The organism is Membranihabitans maritimus, from assembly GCF_021729145.1.
In the GTDB taxonomy this organism is placed as follows: domain Bacteria; phylum Bacteroidota; class Bacteroidia; order Chitinophagales; family Saprospiraceae; genus Membranihabitans; species Membranihabitans maritimus.
In genome coordinates, this window is sequence record NZ_JAJSLW010000025.1 from 19,456 (window position 1) to 37,917 (window position 18,462).

Sequence of the window (18,462 nt, forward strand, 5' to 3'; positions counted from 1 at the left end):
AATGACGAAAATAGCCATGGCCATTGCAGCGCATCCAGATGATATAGAATTTATGATGGCAGGTACTCTTATGTTGTTAAAAAAACTTGGGTATGAAACCCATTATATGACTCTTTCAGGCGGAGACTGTGGAAGTACGGAATATGATTCGGAAAAAACAAAAAAAATCAGAATTGAAGAGGCGAAGAATGCTGCAGCTATCCTGGGAACAAAATACCATTACCCGATATGTAACGATTTTGAAATTTTTTATAATGGAAGTATTCTTAGAAAGTTATCCGAGGTTATTAGGGGTGTTCAACCACGTCTTATTCTTACACATTCGCCATCTGACTATATGGAAGACCATATGAATACTTCGCGGCTGACAGTAACTGCTGCATTTGTCAGGTGCGTACCGAATTATATTGCCGGAGATTCTATCGCTTCAAATTTTGATTGCACAATTTATCATGCATTGCCACATGGCTTGAGAGATCCTTTAAGAAAAAAACTGATTCCCGGTCTCTTCGTTGATACTTCTTCGGTTCAGGAGACTAAAAGGAATGCACTGGCGATGCATAAAAGTCAGCAAGCCTGGTTGGACAATAGTCAGAAAATGAATTCTTATATCCAGGTCATGGAAGATATGTCGCTAGAGGTAGGGAGAATGTCTCAAAAATTTGAGTACGCTGAAGGTTGGAGACGTCATTCTCATTATGGTTTTTGTAGTGAAGATGATGATCCATTGCGAGACCTGGGAGAACATTACTTACTAAATAAAACATATGAACAAGCACTCAATGATAGAGTAGTGGTTTAGAAAATCTAATTTTAGAAATAGGAAAATAAAAAAAAATGCAAAAAAAGAGTTCTATAGCACCAGGATGGTGGGATTATACTACGCTTGAATTAGAAAGTGACATAATCGAGGAAATCGCGGCATTGACACCAGAAAAAATGATGGCTTTGTCCAGGCCCGGTTTTGAAGTTGTTTTCTATGATTCTGTTGAAGAGTTTTATCTTGCTGAAGCACTTGAATATATTCATGTATGGAAGCAAGCTACTGCAGATAATCCAGTTGGAATTTGTGGACCTATTGGTCCCACTGAGCAATTACCACTTGTGGCAAAAATTATTAATGAAATCGGACTTTCGCTGGAGCATGCCCATTTTTGGAGTATGGATGAGTGGATAATAAATGGAAAGGAAGTTTCCGTTGAACATCCTCTTTCGTTTCAGAAAACATTTCGGGATATGTGTATGAACCGGATACACAAGGATCTGAGGATGCCGGAAGAAAATATGCACTTTCCTAAAGCAGATACCTCGGCGTTTAAAGAAAGTTGGGAAAAAGCCAAATGCTTGATAATGCAAGGCGGACAGGGAGATGTTAAACACTGGGCTTTTAATGAACCTCCTCAAAGAACCGGGGAATTTAAAGATAAACCGCAATCAGTGGAGGATTATAAGAAGCTGGAAACCCGGGTTTTGGATTTACACCCTATAACCATCTATCAAAATTCCAGAATGCATATTGGTGGAAATGTTTCCATGGTTCCCACAAGTGCTGTGACAGTAGGGCCCAAGGAAACCTGGGAGACTGAACAAATATCTATATGGCATGCGGGCGCTCATGATAATTCCTTCGGACAACGACTTACTACCTATATGATTTCAAAAAACATACCTGACGCATCTGTTCCGATGTCTGTATTAGCAGATCATCCCAATGTGAAGTTTAGTTTTCTGCGGTCAGGTCTCGGTTCATGTTCTGTTGAAATGCATTAGAATAATTTCTGAAAAACGTACAATATGATTGCAAATCAAAGTGGATTGGTTCCAGGTGTAGTACTCGTATTTTTTTCTATTTTTCTCTCGCTTCAGAGTTGTCAAAAAAAAGAAGGATTTGAGTTTTATAGAGGAGATCGAATAGCAATAGTTGGAAATGGACTTGCTGAGCGAATGCAGCACGATGGGTGGTTAGAATCTTACATACAGGTTTTGAATCCCGAAGATAGCCTGGTTTTTAGAAACTTAGGGTATTCAGGTGACCAAATACATTACCGACCAAGGGCCCATGAGGGGTTCGGAGATAGTGATAGCCATTTATCAGAAATGAAAGCAAGTATAATATTTGCCTTCTTTGGATATAATGAATCTTTTCATAATACTCCTGAAGAGTTTAGAGAAAAAGTGGAAGCATATATATCCCATATCAGAATGCAAAAATATGATTCTGAAGCCCCTCCGAGGGTCGTATTATTTTCACCTATAGCGCATGAGGATCTTGAAAGTCCAGATTTGCCGGATGGTAGTGAAAATAATAAGAGGTTAAAATCTTATACTACGGTATTGTCTGAGGTTGCCAATAAAATGAATGTTAAATGTATTGATTTGTTTTCAAAGAGTGAAGAATTGTATAAGGCTTCCGAAGAGCCTTTAACAATAAATGGAATCCACCTTAGTTCAAAAGGGAATAAATTAATAGGTGAGTATATCGCAAAAGAAGTTTCCGGGGGTGTTTCAACTACAATAGAGGATGAAGATTTGGATTCTTTGAGAAGTGCAGTCGTAGAAAAAAATGAGCTATGGTTCCAAAAATACAGAGCTTCAAGTGGAAATGATGTCTGGGGTATTCGTTCTGCCCAGGATGGTAATTTCAAAACACTTCAAAGGGAATTGGAGATGTTGGAAGTCATGGTGAAAAACAGAGACCATAAAATTTGGGCAAGGGCCAATGGTGAGGACATTGAAATCGATGATAGCAATGTCCCTGAGCCTTTGATAGTAGGAACTCATATTACCCGGGATGTTGAGTATATCGGTCCTGTAGAAGCAATAGACCGAATGACGGTACCTTCTGATTTAAAGGTGAATTTATTTGCATCTGAAGAGGAGTTCCCGGAGATCGTAAATCCAGTGGCTATGCAAGTGGATACCAAAGGTCGAATTTGGGTAGCCTCTTGGGGTGACTACCCCAAATGGGAACCAATGACGCCTATGAATGATAGGTTAGTTTTTCTAACGGATGAAGATAAAGATGGAAAAGCCGATAAAGCTACGACTTTTGCTTACGTTTCCCATCCTACGGGTTTTGAATTTTGGAATGGAGGGGTAATTGTAGTTTCTGCGCCGGATATTCTTTTTTTGGAAGATACTGATGGAGATGGAAAGGCTGATAAACAAACACGAATATTGGGTGGTTTGGGCGCAGATGATACTCATCATACCGCCAATAATCTAATTTTCGGACCGGATGGGTATATTTATTATCAACGGGGAATTTTTATTTTGGAAAATATCGAAACCCCTTATAGAATCAGTGAGGAATCAGGTACTCCCGGACTGTATCGTTTCAATCCACGTACCTATGATTATTCATTTGTAGTAGAAAATACTCCTAATGCACATGGAATTAGCTTCGACAAATGGGGGAATCAATTCATTACTGATGGGACGAGTGGAAGGGCATTTCAAGTTTATTATAACAGGACTGTTACGGCTAAATCGGATGTTAGTGAATTTGCAAAACGTCCATTGTTCGAACAAACCGTAAGGCCGGTTACATCAAATCAGATATTATCAAGTGCCCAGTTTCCAGATAAATACCAAAATAATTTTTTGATCTACAATGTAATAGGATTTCAGGGAATTAAAAGGTATCGGCTTGACTATAAAGGAGAAGGTGTAGTCGAAGGCGTAGAAGTTGGGAATTTATTGTTTACTGGTGATGATCCTACATTTGATCCTCATTCGGAAGCAAAGCCCAGGGTGATACCAGAGAACTATAAAGGAGACCCTAACTTTCGACCTACGGATGGAGTTATAGGAATGGACGGCGCATTGTATTTTAGTGATTGGCAAAATGCCGTTATTACTCATTCGCCATATAACCTTAGAGATTTGAGTCGGGATAAGGCACATGGAAGAATTTATCGAATAACTGCCAAGGGGAGACCACTTCAGGATCCTGTTGTTATTGATGGTGCTCCTATAGAAGATCTTTTGGAATTGTTCAAACATCCTGTGGATGGGGTCCGACATCAGGTAAGGATTGAGTTAAGTGAAAGAAATACTGAAGAGGTAATCGACAAAGCACAAGACTGGGTCAATGCTTTAGATGCAGCAAAAAAAGAAAATGCCTTACCAATTTTGGAAATTTTATGGTTACATCAACAACATAATATTCGAAACAAGGAACTTTTGGTGAAAGTGTTACAATCTCCGGTAGAACAAGCCAGAATTGCGGCACAAAAAGTAGCATGGTTTTGGAGTGACAGGGATACACATAGTAGAGGTGGAGCAGATTCAACAATATCCGGTATGCAGTTTCGAACCTTCTATGAACCCTGGTGGGGAAATGAAGTCAGTAGTGAAGAATCAGATGTAAATATAGAGAAGCCTTTAACAGATGGAAAGCTAGCTTCATCTGAAGCAGAGATTCCTCCAAGTCAACGCGTGGTGCTTGATAATAAGGGAGTTGGACCGGTAAAGGAATTGAATTTGCCGGATGACATAGATGCCGAAATGGTAAAGGAGGGAAAGGAATTATTTGATACCAAATGCATTTCGTGTCATATAGCGGATAAGAAATTGGTGGGTCCTGCTCCAAAAGGAATATTGGAAAGAAGAAGTCCTGAATGGGTAATGAATATGATTATAAACCCAACTGAAATGTTGGAAAAAGATCCTTTGGCCCAGGAACTTTTGGAAGAATTTAATGGGACGCCAATGATTGAAGAGCGCATTACAGAAAAGGAAGCCCGGGCCATCCTTGAATATTTTAGAACTTTATAGGAATGGCAAGGCATGACTCCATAATGTCTTTGAATTCGACAGAAAAGAGTATTAATTCTTCTGTTATAAAAATTGGTATTGTAGGATTGTCTGTACATACGCAGGCATTTACGGAGATATTAAATTCTCCTACGGGAAAAGACTTTTTTGGATGCAAGGTAATCGCATATTATGCCCCGGAGGAGAATGATGATGTTGCTTTTTCGAAAGCAAAAGTATTGGAGTTTGAAGCGAGTATGGAAAGACATAAGGTTATACGGGTTTCTTGTTTGGATGAAGTAATCAATATGACTGATGCCCTTATGGTCTTAACGAATGACGGTAGACCCCATTTGTCAGAAGTGGTACCAATCCTTGCCGCAGGGAAAAGAATTTTTTTAGATAAACCTGTAGCAGAGAATTGGATTAACGTCAAGAAAATTTTTAGGGCTTCTGAACGATACAATGTTCCGGTATTTTCAGCATCCGCTTTGAGATATGGTAGTAAAATTCAAGAGCTTTCGAATACTCGAAATATCGGTACCCTACAGGGTGCTGAGACCTATGGTCCGGCTCCAATCCAATCTTCACATATTGATTTATTTTGGGATGGAATTCACGGTATAGAAATGTTGTATACAATTATGGGAACTGGTTGTCAGTCCGTTACCCAAGTTAGTACGGCAGGATGCGACCTTGTGGTAGGAAAATGGGCAGAAAATAGAATTGGAATTTTTAGAGGAATACGATCAGGCAAGATAAGTTTTGGTGGTACGGCCTTCGGAAAGGAAGGAATTGAATCATTGGGTACATTTGATGGATATGATCTATTAGTAAAAAAGATCGCAGAATTTTTTGCTCTTGGGGAATTGCCCGTTCCAATAGATGAGACGCTGGAAATATATTCCTTTATGGAAGCTGCTTTCAGAAGTAAAAAACAAGGAGGGAAAGAAGTGAAATTAAGATATAATTGAAGTTACTATTTAATAAATCTGAAATTTAAAAATGAAATTAAGCAGAATTAATCGATTGTTCAATCCCAAATCAGGGAAGTGTTTTGATGTAGCCATTGACCATGGTTTTTTTAATGAATATACATTTTTACAAGGAATAGAAAATATAGAATCCTCTGTTAAGACCTTAATTGATGCTAATCCTGATGCTATTCAGTTGACGGTAGGACAAGCAAGGAATTTGCAATCGGTTCCGGGAAAGACAAAGCCTGCTTTGGTTTTGAGGACGGATCTGGCGAATGTATATGGACCAGACCTGCCGGAAGTCTTGTACAGTAGAATGATTGAAGAACCTGTACTACAGGCTGTTCGTCTGGATGCTGCATGTGTCGTAGTCAATCTTTTCCGAATTCCGGGAGCTCCTGAAGTCACGGATCATTGTATACAAAATATTTTAAAGTTGAAGGTTATGTGTGACTATTATTCAATGCCTTTAATGATTGAACCATTAGTGTTTAGACCGAATAGCGAAGCTGGCGGGTATATGGTTGATGGAAATATAAAACTTATCATGCCACTGGTTCGACAGGCAGTTGAGTTGGGGGCCGACCTGATCAAAGCGGATCCCACCGACAATGTAGAAGAATATCATAGAGTAGTAGAGGTAGCGGGTTCCATACCTATTCTGGTCAGGGGTGGAGGTCGTGCTGCGGATGAAGAAATTCTGGAAAGGACTTTTGGCCTGATGCAGCAAGGAGCTAAGGGAATTGTATATGGACGGAATGTTGTTCAACATGCCAATCCAGGAGGTATGACAAAAGCCCTAATGGCCATTGTACATGATGGTGCTACACCTGATGACGTTATAGGATTGGTTAAGAAGTAATAACATTAATAATGAAAACGGTAAATGTAGGAATTATTGGTGGGGGATTAATGGGAAAAGAAGTAGCAAGTGCCTTTGGGAGGTGGTTTGCGTTGAACGATTATCCACTGAAAGTAGAATTAAAGGCATTGTGCGATATCAACCCGGAAACATTGGATTGGTACCGCCAAATTGATACCGTAGATATTTTGACTACAGATTATAGGGAATTATTGGATTCCAAAGCGTTGGATGTAATATATGTAGCTTTACCGCATCATCTTCATGAGCAATATTATATTGATGTTATTGAATCGGGTAAAGATTTATTAGCTGAAAAACCCTTTGGTGCAGACCTAAATGCCGCGACTTTAATTAAAAAGCATGCTGATCAAAAGGGGTGTTTTGTGCGATGTAGTTCGGAAATGCCTTTTTTACCTGGTCCTCAGCGACTCATACAAGAAGTTCTATCCGGGAACCTGGGACAAATAATGGAAATTAATGCTGGTTTTTACCATTCCAGTGATATGAATCCAATGAAGCCTATTAATTGGAAAAGGCAATCCCGGTATTGCGGTGAAATTGGGGTTATGGGCGACCTCGGTATGCATGTGTTGCATATCCCATTAAGGTTAGGTTGGAAACCAAGTAGTGTATATGCACAGCTTCAGAAAATAATAACCCGGCGACCAGACGGACAAGGGGGATGGAGTAATTGTGATACCTGGAATAATGCTACTTTATCGACAAATGTATCAATAGAAGAGGAAGAAATTCCAATGCGATTGGAAATGAAACGGCTTGCACCGGGAGAAACCAATTCCTGGTTTATAGAAGTTTTGGGTACTAAAGGTGGAGTAAGATATAACACTAAAGATACAAAAGCCCTTTGGTTGTTTTCCATGGAGAAAGAGCAGTATTGGAAAAGGGTTGATCTTGGGTTTCAGGTCCCTTTTCAAACGATAACAGGAGGAATATTTGAGCCTGGATTTCCGGATTGTTTTATGCAAATGCTAGCTGCATATTTTGCGGAACGTGAAGGTTTTATTGAAAGTCGATTTGGCTGTGTTACACCTGAGGAGGCATTGATGAGCCATAAGGTTTTTGCCGCTGCTCTTGATTCTAATAAGACTGGTAAAGCAATTGCGGTCAAATATTAGTTGGCAGAATAGAGATTTTGAACTCAATTTAGATCTAAAGGATGAAATTTGATAAAGCAAGAGAAGGTATTATTTGCGGGGGGAACTGGATAGTGGATCATGTTAAAATAATTGATTCTTATCCAGAGGAAGAACGTCTGGCAAACATACATAGGGAATTTATCAGCAATGGAGGAGCACCTTATAATGTATTAAAGTCTTTGTACCTAATGAATATTGGAATCCCCCTGGAAGCAATAGGTATGGTGGGTACGGATGATTATGGTAGATCTATTTTGGAGGAATGTGCGAGTCTGTCTATAAATATAGACCAGATGAGATTAAATTCTAGAGTAAATACATCTTATACGGATGTAATGACGGTAGAAGGAACCGGAAAAAGAACCTTTTTTCATAGGAGGGGCGCAAATGCATTTCTCGATGAAAATTGTTTCAGTTTTTCAAAGTCTAATGCTAAAATATTTCATCTTGGATATTTATTATTATTAGACAGTTTGGACCAGGTTGACTCAGATGCAGGAACGAAAGCAGCGAAGGTTTTGCGGGAGGCAAAAGATTTTGGGCTTATCACTTCTGTAGATGTAGTAAGTGAACAATCCACGAGATTTACGGAACTTATTCCACCTACTCTTCCCTATGTGGATTTATTGTTTATCAATGATTTTGAAGTTGAGATGTTAACAGGGAAAAGGATTCTGGATGAATTTGGAAATATTATAGTAGAAAAAGCGAATCAGGCAGCAAGTATCATAATAGACAAAGGAGTGAATTGGGCCATTATGCATTTTTCGAAAGGAGCGTATGCCGTAAGTAGAAATGGCAATAAAATTTTTCAGGGGGGTATTAAAATTCCTTTAGAGATAATTAAAGGCACTGTGGGGGCCGGAGATGCTTTTGCGGCAGGGGTACTGGCAGGTATACATGAAGGTTGGGATATGGATAAATGTTTAAACCTTGGAGTAGGCGTTGCCGCATCAAGTCTGAGAGATATGACTTCTACAGGAAGTATTGTTAATTGGAATGAATGCTTGAGGTTAGGCTCAATTTTCGGATGGTACTCTCGTGAAAAATCTTGGAGTTGAATATAAAAATTGGATTATTAATAAAATTGAGATGATATGAATATATATAGAATCTTTAGTCGCAGTGTGCTACTCATCTGTTGCTGCCTGGTAAACAATATTTATGGAAAAGATATAATATCAGAATTTAACGGTGTGGAAAACGATACGACAAAAACCAAACTTTTAGATTTGGGAGGAGGTGTAAATTTGGAAATCGTTTATGTTCCGCCAGGTCGTTTTCTAATGGGAAGTACTCCTGAAGAAAAGGCCTGGGCAACGGGAATTGAAGGAGGTGCAACACCTGGCACAGAGAGGGAATCGTATGAAGGGGATTTCCCGCGTCCGATGGCTGTGAAGGATGGATTTTGGATGGGACGAACTGAAGTTAGTGTTGGACAATTCAAACGTTTTGTAGAGGAGACGGGGTACGTAACAGACGCCGAAAAACCAGGAGGTAAAACTCAGGTTTTCGATCCCGAATGGAAAATAACAGCAAAGGCTCCTCCCCACCCCTGGATTTCAGTAGAAGGTAAAAGTTGGAAAGATCCCAATTTTGGCTTTCCACTTCGTGATATTTATCCAGTGGTATGTGTTAGTTGGAATGATGGACGCGCTTTTTGTGAATGGTTGACAAAGCGTGAACGCAAGGCAGGAAGGTTGCCTGAAGGCCTGGAATACCGTTTGCCGACAGAAGCAGAATGGGCCTATTCCTGCAGAGGTGGTAATGATGGTGCCTATTTTTGGTGGGGTAATGACCTTAGTGAAGGAGAAGGCAGGTTGAATATTTCAGGAGTGGATTTTTTACCTGGAAGGAATAAAATATGGCCGTTAGCCAATGTACCGTGGAGTGATGGTTTTGCCTTTGTTTCTCCAGTGGACCACTACGGAGAAAAGGGAAGAAATGGGTTTGGGTTAGCAGACATGTGTGGTGGAGTATGGGAAATTGTTCTTGACCATTTTGATCCGAAAGGAGGGCATGAAGAATTGTATCAAGTAGAAGAAGGAGGTAAACCGGTATGTAGAGGGGGGAATTATTTTGATGTTCCGGGGAATGCAAGGTGTGCAGTCAGATTGGGACTACATGGTGAAAGTTATTCTGATTCCAGGGATGGTTTTCGAATTTGCCTTGGTGTGGTTAAAGATTAACAATAACAATAGAAATTTTTAGTATGGAAAATTCAATGCAAGAAATACAACCTGACTACCAGGGAGATGCTGTGCGATCCCGCTTGCCACAATCAAAGCGATTGGGCTTTTGGAGTAATACCTTTATTCTCTGGGGGCTGGTTTTAGTGGTATCTAGTTTATTAGTAGGAGGTTTGGTGGGGTCACAATTATCTTTTAAGGAAGCTATTATTGTCATACTTATGGCAGGTGCATTCAATAGTATCATATCTATCCTAATTGGGATTATTGGAACCCGCACAGGTTTTACCAGTGCGATGATTTTCCGGTTTTCTTATGGTAAATTAGGTGTAATACTACCTAATTTTATCATGTCTATAACCACGGTGGTATGGTTTGCTGTTATTCTAAATTTGACGCGGGATGCTCTGGTAGATATTTTGGGGATAACCAACCAGGGTGGTCTCTATTGGGGAATTACCTTGGTTATGGCCATTATTTTTTTAGCACCGGCTTATAAATCCATGAAATGGATCGCCTATGTAGATTATTTGGCAGCTCCAGCTATTGTATTCATTCTGATCGCTACTATTTGGGGTGCATTAGATATAGGCGGAGGTATCAGGGAAATTATTCAAAAGGCACCTACCACATCGGCTTCTATATTTGTTGTATTTACATCTGCCGCCGGAGGATGGCTTCACGCCAATACTGTAATTTCAGATTTTACGCGCTTTTATAAAAATACAAAACAGGCTACAATTGGTTTGTTCTTAACATATGGAGTTTTAATGGTATTCCAGTATATTGGTGCCACCATTGGCGCATTGGCTACCGGGGAATGGAATATATTTTTGATAATGGATCGCTTTGGCCTGTTGGAAATAACTTACTTTGCTATTTTTCTGGGCTCGTGGTCTACTTCCATGGCAGCTATATATTTTGCTGCGAATATGATGTCTGCCCCGCCAATTCCAGAATATAAAAGCGAAGAAAAGACAAGGAAACTGGTGTTATTAATTTCTTGGGGAGTTGCCTTATTTTTTGCATGGTATGGACCGGATCAAATCTTTAACTTTTTTCTTCAGTTTCTATCCTGGTTAATTGGTCCCATAGCCATGACAGTTATTATTGATTATTGGTTTTTTCCTAAAAGAAGAAAGATGTACGAAGAAGGTGCTGGTCATCCTGATATGCGATTTAATCCAGCTGCATACTTAGCTTGGATTGGTGGATTTATTGTTGGATATTTTACGCAGAATTTTTTCATTTCTTTGATTAATGGAATGATCCTGACAACCATCATATATTATAGTTGGATGCGTTGGGCTTTACAGAATAAAACAACACCTGAACAACAAGTGAAAAATATATTTGGTTTGTAATACCTGTATTATGGGATTGTAATAAAATTAATGTAGCTTTAGTAACACTTTTTTTGATGCCGGAGGAAATGATTAGATATTTGATTTATTCCGGAAACAGGAATTAGTTAGGAAATGAACTTTAATTCTCGCATTCATTTATTAGGTTTTTTAGTCTTTTTTTCTTGTCAAGGGAGCAAAGACCGACCGGTAAAAATGCAGAATGAACATGGTACAAAAGTGGCAGCTCATCGAGGGGCTAATGAGTTTGCGCCTGAAAATACGTTAGCGGCATTTAAAAAAGCTATTGACCTGGGCGTAGATTATATTGAAATTGATGTAAGACAATCTCTGGATGGCCAGATGGTAGTGATTCACGATCGCAATTTGGAAAGAACGACGAATGGCAAAGGCTATGTCGATGAATTGGAGTGGAAAGACCTACGATTGTTGTCAGCGGGGGGATGGTTTGATTCAAAATATGTTGATCAGAAAATTCCCCGACTAGATGACCTTTGTGCTTTTATCAGTGAGTATAGCTTACGCGTGGGAAGTGATGTTAAATTATATGTGGATTGCAAGGATATTAGCCCGTATAACATGATAGCGATTTTGCGAGATAAACAATTACTGGATAGAGCTATATTTTATGGGTCCGTTTCTGTACTGTCAGAAATAAAGGATGTATTTCCCAATGCTCGAGTATTGGTAGGTTTGAGTAATGAAGAAGAAATTGAACCATTATTTAAGAAATTGAATCCATACGCCTTCGATGTAAAGTGGGAGTTGCTTTCGGAGGAATTAATTAAAAAAATCCACGAAAGGAAAGCATATGTTTTTTCTGATGGGATAGGGAATGGAAAAGAAGCCATATCTTCCTATAGAAAGGCAATGGAAATGAGAATTGATGTAATACAGACGGATCGGATTTTACATTTTTTTTCAGCAAAGAAAATGAATTCGGAAAGCATTCAATGAATGCAAATAATAATTTTAAATGACTACCAACCGAAGAAAATTTTTAAAAAATTCCGCAATTGTAAGTGCTTTAGCGCCATTGGCAAATAACAACTTGATGGGTGAAGGCAAAAAAGTCCTCACTAATTTTCAAAATCAAACAAATCCATCTGTTTTTAATTCCAAAATCAAAGATGATCGACAAATTGCTCTGGACCTTCTCAAACCATCGAAAAGAGATCTGGAGCACGGCTTGGAATTGCATAAAAATTCACTGGTTTTTGACACCTATGGATTTATGCCCAGAGCAGCTTTTGATGGTAAAGCGATTGCTAAAGCAGTCGAGGAAGGTGCATCGGAACTGGAGTTAAAAGATTTAAAGGAAGCTCACTCAATGACTCGTTTTGTCGATGATGATAGAGAACGGGAAGAATTTGAACAGGCGTGGAAGGCATCGGGTGTGGCTTGTGTATTCCAAAATGCAGGAGAGGAAAGTAACACCGTGAAGGTTTTGCTCAAAAGATTGGCACGGTTCACCTATGTGACCGATATGATACCAGATATTGTGGGTAAAGCAGTCAAGCCTGAGAATGTTGAAAAGGCAAAGTCAGCGGGAAGGCATTGTCTTTACTTTAGTGGTAATGGAGTCCCAATGCCTTTGGATATGGTCTCATTGGAGGAGGAGTTGAGATACATAAGGGTTTTTTATCAATTGGGAATTCGTATGATGCATCTCACTTATAATCGAAGAAATTTAATCGGTGATGGATGCGGAGAAAAAACGGATGCAGGTCTCAGCGATTTTGGTAGAGCCGTAGTGAAAGAAATGAATAAAAATGGAATACTTGTAGATGTTGCTCACTCGGGTTGGAAAACAAGTCTGGAGGCCATCCAGCTGTCGAGTGGACCTGTTGTAGTAAGTCATTCAACTGCTGCATCAATACATGAACACATACGATCCAAACCCGATTATGTGATAAAAGCATTAGCAGATAAAGGTGGTTATTTAGGTATTTGTTGTATCCCCAGATTTTTGGGTGGTACGGGAAATATAGTAGATATGCTGGATCATATTGACTATATAGCCCAGAAATTTGGACCGGATTATGTCGGTATTGGTACTGATGTTCCATATACCTCGAGTTTTGCAGGTGAAGAAAATAAAGTTATACCCGGATATCGACGGTCCAGAACTCGTTGGGAGGCGTTGTGGCCAAGTGATGACTTTCGGGAAACCTCTGAAATGAGAAGGAGTATGGCATGGACCAATTGGCCATTATTTACAGTGGGTTTAGTGCAGCGAGGATATTCAGATTCTGATATCCAAAAAATAATTGGTGGGAATGCCATGCGAGTATTGAAAGCTATTTCTTAAATTTGATCGTCCTGTAAAAGTATTAATTGGGAATATCAGCAACGATAAATTTTAATTATGAGTAAAGAAAATAGAAGAACATTTATAAAGAATTCGAGCTTTGCTGTGGCAGGATCGATGATGCCGTTTAATATTATCAAATCCGGTTCTTTATACACAAATAATGATATTGTGAAAGTTGGTTTAATTGGTTGCGGTGGTCGAGGAACGGGTGCTGCCGTCCAGGCCCTTAATGCGGATGATAATGTGCATTTGACAGCGATGGGGGATATTTTTCCCGATCGGATGGAAAAATCTCTTTCGGCATTAAAGGAAGAACACCCCGAGCGCACAAAGGTCAATGCTGATCACAAGTTTATTGGTTTTGACGCCTATCAAAAGGTAATAGATTCGGGCGTAGATGTGGTATTATTAGCAGCACCTCCATATGCACGCCCAGAACATTTGGAAGCGGCTGTAAATGCCGGTAAACATGTTTTTGCAGAAAAACCTGTGGCGGTTGATGGTCCGGGGATACGAAAGGTATTAGCCTCAGCGAAAGTAGCAAAAGAGAAAAATTTGGCCTTGGTCAGTGGATTTTGCTTCAGGTACCAAAACGCTAACAGGGAGGCATTTGGAAGGATTTTGGACGGAGCCGTAGGTGATATAAGGAGTGTAACCGGTTATCGATATGGAGGAGAACTTTGGTCGTTCCCAAGAAAGGATGATTGGGGAGAAATGGAATATCAATTGCGTAATTGGTACTATTATGATTGGTTATCCGGTGATTTTATTGTCGAAGTTGCAGTTCATAGTCTGGACATGATGGCCTGGGCCCTTGGTGATCGTATTCCTATCAAAGCCATTGGTGTAGGGGGGAGGCAGAAAAGGATAGATCCTATTTATGGTAATATTTACGATTATGCAGATGTATAAAGAATGGACGATTAAGGGTAAAAACCCCTGGTCCTATAAAGGAGAAGTCAATGTTATGCACCAGGAAGAGCAAAATGAATTATTTGCATCGATTCGCGCCGGGAATCCAATCAATGACGGGGAATGGATGGCTAATAGCACGATGTTGGGAATATTAGGTCGAATGGTAGCGTATAGTGGAAAAGAAATTACCTGGGAAGAGGCTATGAATTCGGATGTAAATATTGGTCCCCGGTACAATCAATACAATTGGAATTTGAAATGGGCGGCTTCAGAAGTGCCTATTCCGGGAGTGACCAAAGTGCTTTGATCCAGAATCTATATTTGTAAGGCTCAATAGTGTAATTGTAGGATTTCCACGTAATACCGAAATTATGCGATGTTCATCATTTTTGAAAATTTATGAAATATATTTTGGCCTTTTGGTTTTTTGGATGGTCCCTAACTTTATTGAAGGCCAGGTATCTTCCTCGGTGCTTTCAACTGGTAAATGGGAAAGGGCGTTAATTCCTTTTTGGAAAACGGATACTATTTATAATGAAATTATTCAGCCAATCAAGGACCAATCAAGCCTTCCTGTAGGTAATTTGTTATTTCAAGCTAAAGAGGTAATTTCTGTAACGGATGGGTATCAGAAAAAAGAATTTCAGAAAGGGAAAGATTGGAAATACAAAAGGGGGAAAATAGTTATACCGAAAGGTTCTGAAATTCCATACTTTAATCGCGAAGATCTCATTTATCGTGATAAAAAAGAAGGTGTATCTATGAAAAGTAGTTTACCTGATAAATATATTCTTTTTAGTGAAAATGGACTCTTGCAATCCAGGCAGTTAGCTGTTACCTATGTTAAAAAAAGAAAATCGCAATGGAAAGGAAGAATTCAAAATATTGCGAGGAACCAGCTTGTTCAAACCCTTTTAAAGCTAAAAGAAGGCAAGACAGTAAAGATCGTATTCTACGGAGACAGTATAGAAACTGGGGCGAATTCAAGTAGTACTTTGGGTCAAAGCCCTTTTTTACCTACATGGCCAGAATTAATTGTTTATAACTTGCGAAATAATTACTCAGGGGCTATCGAGTATTCCAATAAATCAAAGGGCGGCATGAAAGCCAGTTGGGGTGTAGAAAATGCAGATAAATTGGTGAACCCGGAAAACCCGGATCTTGTAATTATAGGGTTTGGAATGAATGATGGATCAGTTGGGATAAGTCCTCGAAAATTTACAAACCAGCTTCAAAGTATAGTCAACTCAATAAAACGAGAAAACCCGCAATGCGAATTCATACTTATTACACCTATGATTCCAAATCCGGATGCTATCCAAAGTGGTATCCAGAAAAAATATAGAAAGCCAATTTTTGATCTTCAGAAAAAAGGAGTTGCTATAGCTGATTTGACCTCTGTTCACGAAGAATTACTTCTACACAAATCTTACCAGGATATGACAGGGAATAATGTCAATCATCCAAATGACTATTTGGCCCGATGGTATGCTCAGGTGATAAGTGCTTTGTTAATAGAAAAATAGATACTGCTATTCAGACACTTTTACGTTTTTATATAAATCAGCGAAGTCCTTATTCTGGAGGAATTCCCGCTGAAACACACCATCGATCTGAAGGTATGATGATGTGGCCGTCCAGCAATTTGTCCTTGGCTGTGGATTTGTTTCAGGGGGCTGACAAATTGGGAGAATCCGAAGTGGCAACAGAAATGAAAAGGCAGGCGATGAAATGTGACAGTGTATTTTTGAGTATTAATCATGAACTAAATCCTGACGGACAGGGTTTTGCTACGACGGTAAATACGAATACGCTGGTTCCTGCAGATGTACGCAATCATTCCAATCGTGTTTATTCCAGATTGTGGGCTACGGGATATGGCCAGGCAACGGATGCGCAAATGGCCAATCTTTGTATGGAGCGATACAAGCAAGTGGCTGATCCGGGATACAAAAAATTGATTTTGGCAACGGCGGACCGGTATATGGATAGCGAACCGAACATTGAATTTCCCATTTATCCGGGCACCATGGGCGATGTTATATGCTAATGAATTGAGTAGTGAAAAAGACTACCTCGATCGGGCCAATTATTTTGCCGGTAAAGCGATTGAAATGTTTCTAAATGATACTTCACCTTTACCAAAAGCGAGTACGCATCACGATCATTATGAAGCTATTACCCGGGGCGATACATTGATGATGTCCTTGCTGCGACTTTGGAAAAATAGTAATAAGGTCGAGGTTGATATTGGATTGGGTTATTCAGATCGGTGAAGTTCAAATTTCCTTTTTTAACCCCGGAAAGGTGTTCGGGGGAATTACAATTGATGATTTAAAGGTGTATAAGTTCCGCAAAAGAGGATCATTGGAGGGTGTAAATTTTAGGTTCTTTTTCAATGAATTATTTCTATCTAACTAAAATGAAACCACTGAACATTAAGGTTTTCAAGAGCCACGAATGCACGAATAAATTGCGCTCCGAATACTTTGGGTTGTCCGCCGCTGCGGACAACCATTCGCGTATTCTCCCAAAGGGATCCCAATGGGGGTGGCTATTAATTCATAGTTGTTAGCTCTTTTAGCCTTACTATTTTTAGATACTCAATTTTGAGTGATGGGTATTTCTTAGCCAATCGTTTTAACTGCTTGTCAAAAGGAGGGATAGAAAGAACATTATAGTTCATTTAGAAGGTCTTTAGCAGGGCTTCTTTTATTTCCTCTTTTAACAAAGCCTTTTCATCCAAATCTTTTTGGGTTATATAAAGTTCGTCTGCAGAATCAGAAGTTGTTTTGTTTTCTATAGAGACATCCGCTTTTAATTCTTTTGTTAATCTGGATATAATTTCCAACTTACTATCGGCACTTAGGGGATGCAATAACTTCATGATTTCATTGATTTCCAGTTTGCTTTCCATTTTCCCCCACAGAAAGTGGTCAAAATCAAGCGTCATGGATATATTATTTAGTGAACCGGTAATATCATTTGCAGATCACGCAATCTGTCCAATTTCCACAGACTTCATTTTTTGAGACGCAAACCAAAGGTCATAACTTTGTTGCATATTAAGCCATAATTCAGGTGTGGTATTTAGAGCTATAGATAAGCGAAGGGCCATTTCAGCGCTAATACCCATATGTCCGTTTACGAGTTGGGACAATGTTTTGCGTGTAATCCCCAATTTTTTTGCTGCATCTGTAATAGTAATTTCCAATGGACTTAGATATATTTCTCGTAATATTTTGCCCGGATGTTCGGGCTGCATTCCACGTTTTAGAGTCATAATGTTTATTTTTGTTAATGATAGTCTACATAATTAATATCGTTCACACTCTCGTTTTTAAATCGAAAAATTATCCGATAGTTTGCACTGACCTTTACAGACCAAAACCCTTTCAAATCACCTTTAAGAGGATGTAACTCAGATCCTGGAAAGTTCATATCCTTAATTTCTTCAGCATTATCCAACAAAGTTAAAATTGCTCTGATTTTAGATATCTGCGTTGTTGGCAATTTGGATATATCATCTTTTTCCCACAAAAGTCGGAGCCCTTTATGCCGGATACTTTCAATCATAGTACAAATATAACGCGTTACGTAATAGGTGACAAATAATTTTAAAAGATTTTATCTGAATTATTAATACAGGGAGTGGAGTAAGAAGCATTCCTTTCCGCAGGTGAGTCCATTGAGAATTTATTAGCTTCTTACCCCCGGCTGACAAAAGAAGCTATCCTTGCCGCTTTATCATTTGCCCGATGCAGTCATTCAACCAGAGTTGGATAGTACGTATACGACCGGCAAAATGATAGCCACTCTCATGCTAGGAGCACCTGGTTCACTCATATTCGCAGGATTATTTTGCATAACTTCCTTCTCCACCTTTTTTTATTATGTGTTTATCAAAACCTTGAAGGTTTCCA

At 39.3% G+C, this 18,462-nt stretch carries 19 protein-coding genes and 1 pseudogene; 17 read left to right on the top strand and 3 right to left on the bottom strand.

What is annotated here, in order from left to right; genetic code table 11:
• Position 1 precedes the first annotated feature (1 nt).
• From LVD47_RS20940 to LVD47_RS21015, 16 genes are all read left to right on the top strand, one after another.
• Positions 2-802, top strand: a complete 801-nt coding sequence (locus tag LVD47_RS20940; protein ID WP_236980371.1) for a PIG-L deacetylase family protein — start codon at positions 2-4, stop codon at positions 800-802.
• A gap of 35 nt (positions 803-837) precedes the next feature.
• Positions 838-1,770, top strand: coding sequence for a sugar phosphate isomerase family (locus tag LVD47_RS20945; RefSeq protein WP_236980374.1), 933 nt, complete (start codon positions 838-840; stop codon positions 1,768-1,770).
• Positions 1,771-1,794: 24 nt separating this feature from the next.
• Positions 1,795-4,779, top strand: a complete 2,985-nt coding sequence (locus LVD47_RS20950) for a PVC-type heme-binding CxxCH protein (protein ID WP_236980376.1) — start codon at positions 1,795-1,797, stop codon at positions 4,777-4,779.
• A gap of 2 nt (positions 4,780-4,781) precedes the next feature.
• Entirely contained in the window at positions 4,782-5,732 is a 951-nt protein-coding gene (locus tag LVD47_RS20955) for a Gfo/Idh/MocA family oxidoreductase (protein WP_236980378.1), read from the top strand.
• A gap of 31 nt (positions 5,733-5,763) precedes the next feature.
• A complete protein-coding gene (locus LVD47_RS20960) occupies positions 5,764-6,597 on the top strand; it encodes a class I fructose-bisphosphate aldolase (protein WP_236980380.1) in 834 nt (277 codons plus the stop codon).
• An 11-nt stretch (positions 6,598-6,608) separates the two neighbouring features.
• A complete protein-coding gene (locus tag LVD47_RS20965; RefSeq protein ID WP_236980382.1) occupies positions 6,609-7,736 on the top strand; it encodes a Gfo/Idh/MocA family protein in 1,128 nt (375 codons plus the stop codon).
• Between the two features lie 41 nt (positions 7,737-7,777).
• Complete coding sequence (locus LVD47_RS20970; protein ID WP_236980384.1) at positions 7,778-8,818, top strand: carbohydrate kinase family protein; 1,041 nt, start codon at positions 7,778-7,780, stop codon at positions 8,816-8,818.
• A 36-nt stretch (positions 8,819-8,854) separates the two neighbouring features.
• On the top strand, positions 8,855-9,946 hold the full coding sequence (locus tag LVD47_RS20975; RefSeq protein WP_236980386.1) for a formylglycine-generating enzyme family protein: 1,092 nt from the start codon (positions 8,855-8,857) through the stop codon (positions 9,944-9,946).
• 23 nt (positions 9,947-9,969) lie between these two features.
• Positions 9,970-11,310 (top strand): purine-cytosine permease family protein, encoded by a 1,341-nt coding sequence (locus LVD47_RS20980; RefSeq protein ID WP_236980388.1) that lies wholly within the window; start codon positions 9,970-9,972, stop codon positions 11,308-11,310.
• 114 nt (positions 11,311-11,424) lie between these two features.
• Complete coding sequence (locus LVD47_RS20985) at positions 11,425-12,267, top strand: glycerophosphodiester phosphodiesterase (protein WP_236980390.1); 843 nt, start codon at positions 11,425-11,427, stop codon at positions 12,265-12,267.
• Positions 12,268-12,364: 97 nt separating this feature from the next.
• On the top strand, positions 12,365-13,621 hold the full coding sequence (locus tag LVD47_RS20990; RefSeq protein ID WP_236980392.1) for a dipeptidase: 1,257 nt from the start codon (positions 12,365-12,367) through the stop codon (positions 13,619-13,621).
• A 57-nt stretch (positions 13,622-13,678) separates the two neighbouring features.
• The gene (locus LVD47_RS20995; protein WP_236980394.1) at positions 13,679-14,536 is read left to right on the top strand and encodes a Gfo/Idh/MocA family protein; all 858 of its coding nucleotides are present in this window, start codon (positions 13,679-13,681) and stop codon (positions 14,534-14,536) included.
• Positions 14,523-14,846 carry a hypothetical protein gene (locus LVD47_RS21000; protein WP_236980396.1) on the top strand — a complete coding sequence of 108 codons (324 nt, stop codon included), beginning with the start codon at positions 14,523-14,525 and terminating at the stop codon, positions 14,844-14,846. Before LVD47_RS20995 ends, LVD47_RS21000 begins: the two co-directional genes overlap by 14 nt.
• A gap of 64 nt (positions 14,847-14,910) precedes the next feature.
• On the top strand, positions 14,911-16,065 hold the full coding sequence (locus tag LVD47_RS21005) for an SGNH/GDSL hydrolase family protein (RefSeq protein ID WP_236980398.1): 1,155 nt from the start codon (positions 14,911-14,913) through the stop codon (positions 16,063-16,065).
• Positions 16,023-16,589 (top strand): hypothetical protein, encoded by a 567-nt coding sequence (locus LVD47_RS21010; RefSeq protein WP_236980400.1) that lies wholly within the window; start codon positions 16,023-16,025, stop codon positions 16,587-16,589. The genes LVD47_RS21005 and LVD47_RS21010 overlap by 43 nt, the downstream gene beginning before the upstream one ends.
• 4 nt (positions 16,590-16,593) lie before the next feature.
• On the top strand, positions 16,594-16,815 hold the full coding sequence (locus LVD47_RS21015; protein WP_236980402.1) for a hypothetical protein: 222 nt from the start codon (positions 16,594-16,596) through the stop codon (positions 16,813-16,815).
• A 410-nt stretch (positions 16,816-17,225) separates the two neighbouring features.
• Here LVD47_RS21015 and LVD47_RS21020 read toward each other — a convergent pair whose 3' ends face one another.
• Genes LVD47_RS21020 through LVD47_RS21030 form a run of 3 tightly spaced genes read right to left on the bottom strand, consistent with a single transcriptional unit; the run spans position 17,226 to position 18,115 of the window.
• Complete coding sequence (locus tag LVD47_RS21020; protein WP_236980404.1) at positions 17,226-17,492, bottom strand: hypothetical protein; 267 nt, start codon at positions 17,490-17,492, stop codon at positions 17,226-17,228.
• Between the two features lie 39 nt (positions 17,493-17,531).
• On the bottom strand, positions 17,532-17,822 hold the full coding sequence (locus tag LVD47_RS21025; RefSeq protein WP_236980406.1) for a HigA family addiction module antitoxin: 291 nt from the start codon (positions 17,820-17,822) through the stop codon (positions 17,532-17,534).
• 14 nt (positions 17,823-17,836) lie between these two features.
• The gene (locus LVD47_RS21030) at positions 17,837-18,115 is read right to left on the bottom strand and encodes a type II toxin-antitoxin system RelE/ParE family toxin (protein WP_236980408.1); all 279 of its coding nucleotides are present in this window, start codon (positions 18,113-18,115) and stop codon (positions 17,837-17,839) included.
• A 102-nt stretch (positions 18,116-18,217) separates the two neighbouring features.
• Between LVD47_RS21030 and LVD47_RS24180 the strand changes: the two are divergent.
• Positions 18,218-18,325, top strand: a pseudogene (locus LVD47_RS24180) (DUF433 domain-containing protein); the annotation flags it as partial.
• Positions 18,326-18,462 lie beyond the last annotated feature (137 nt).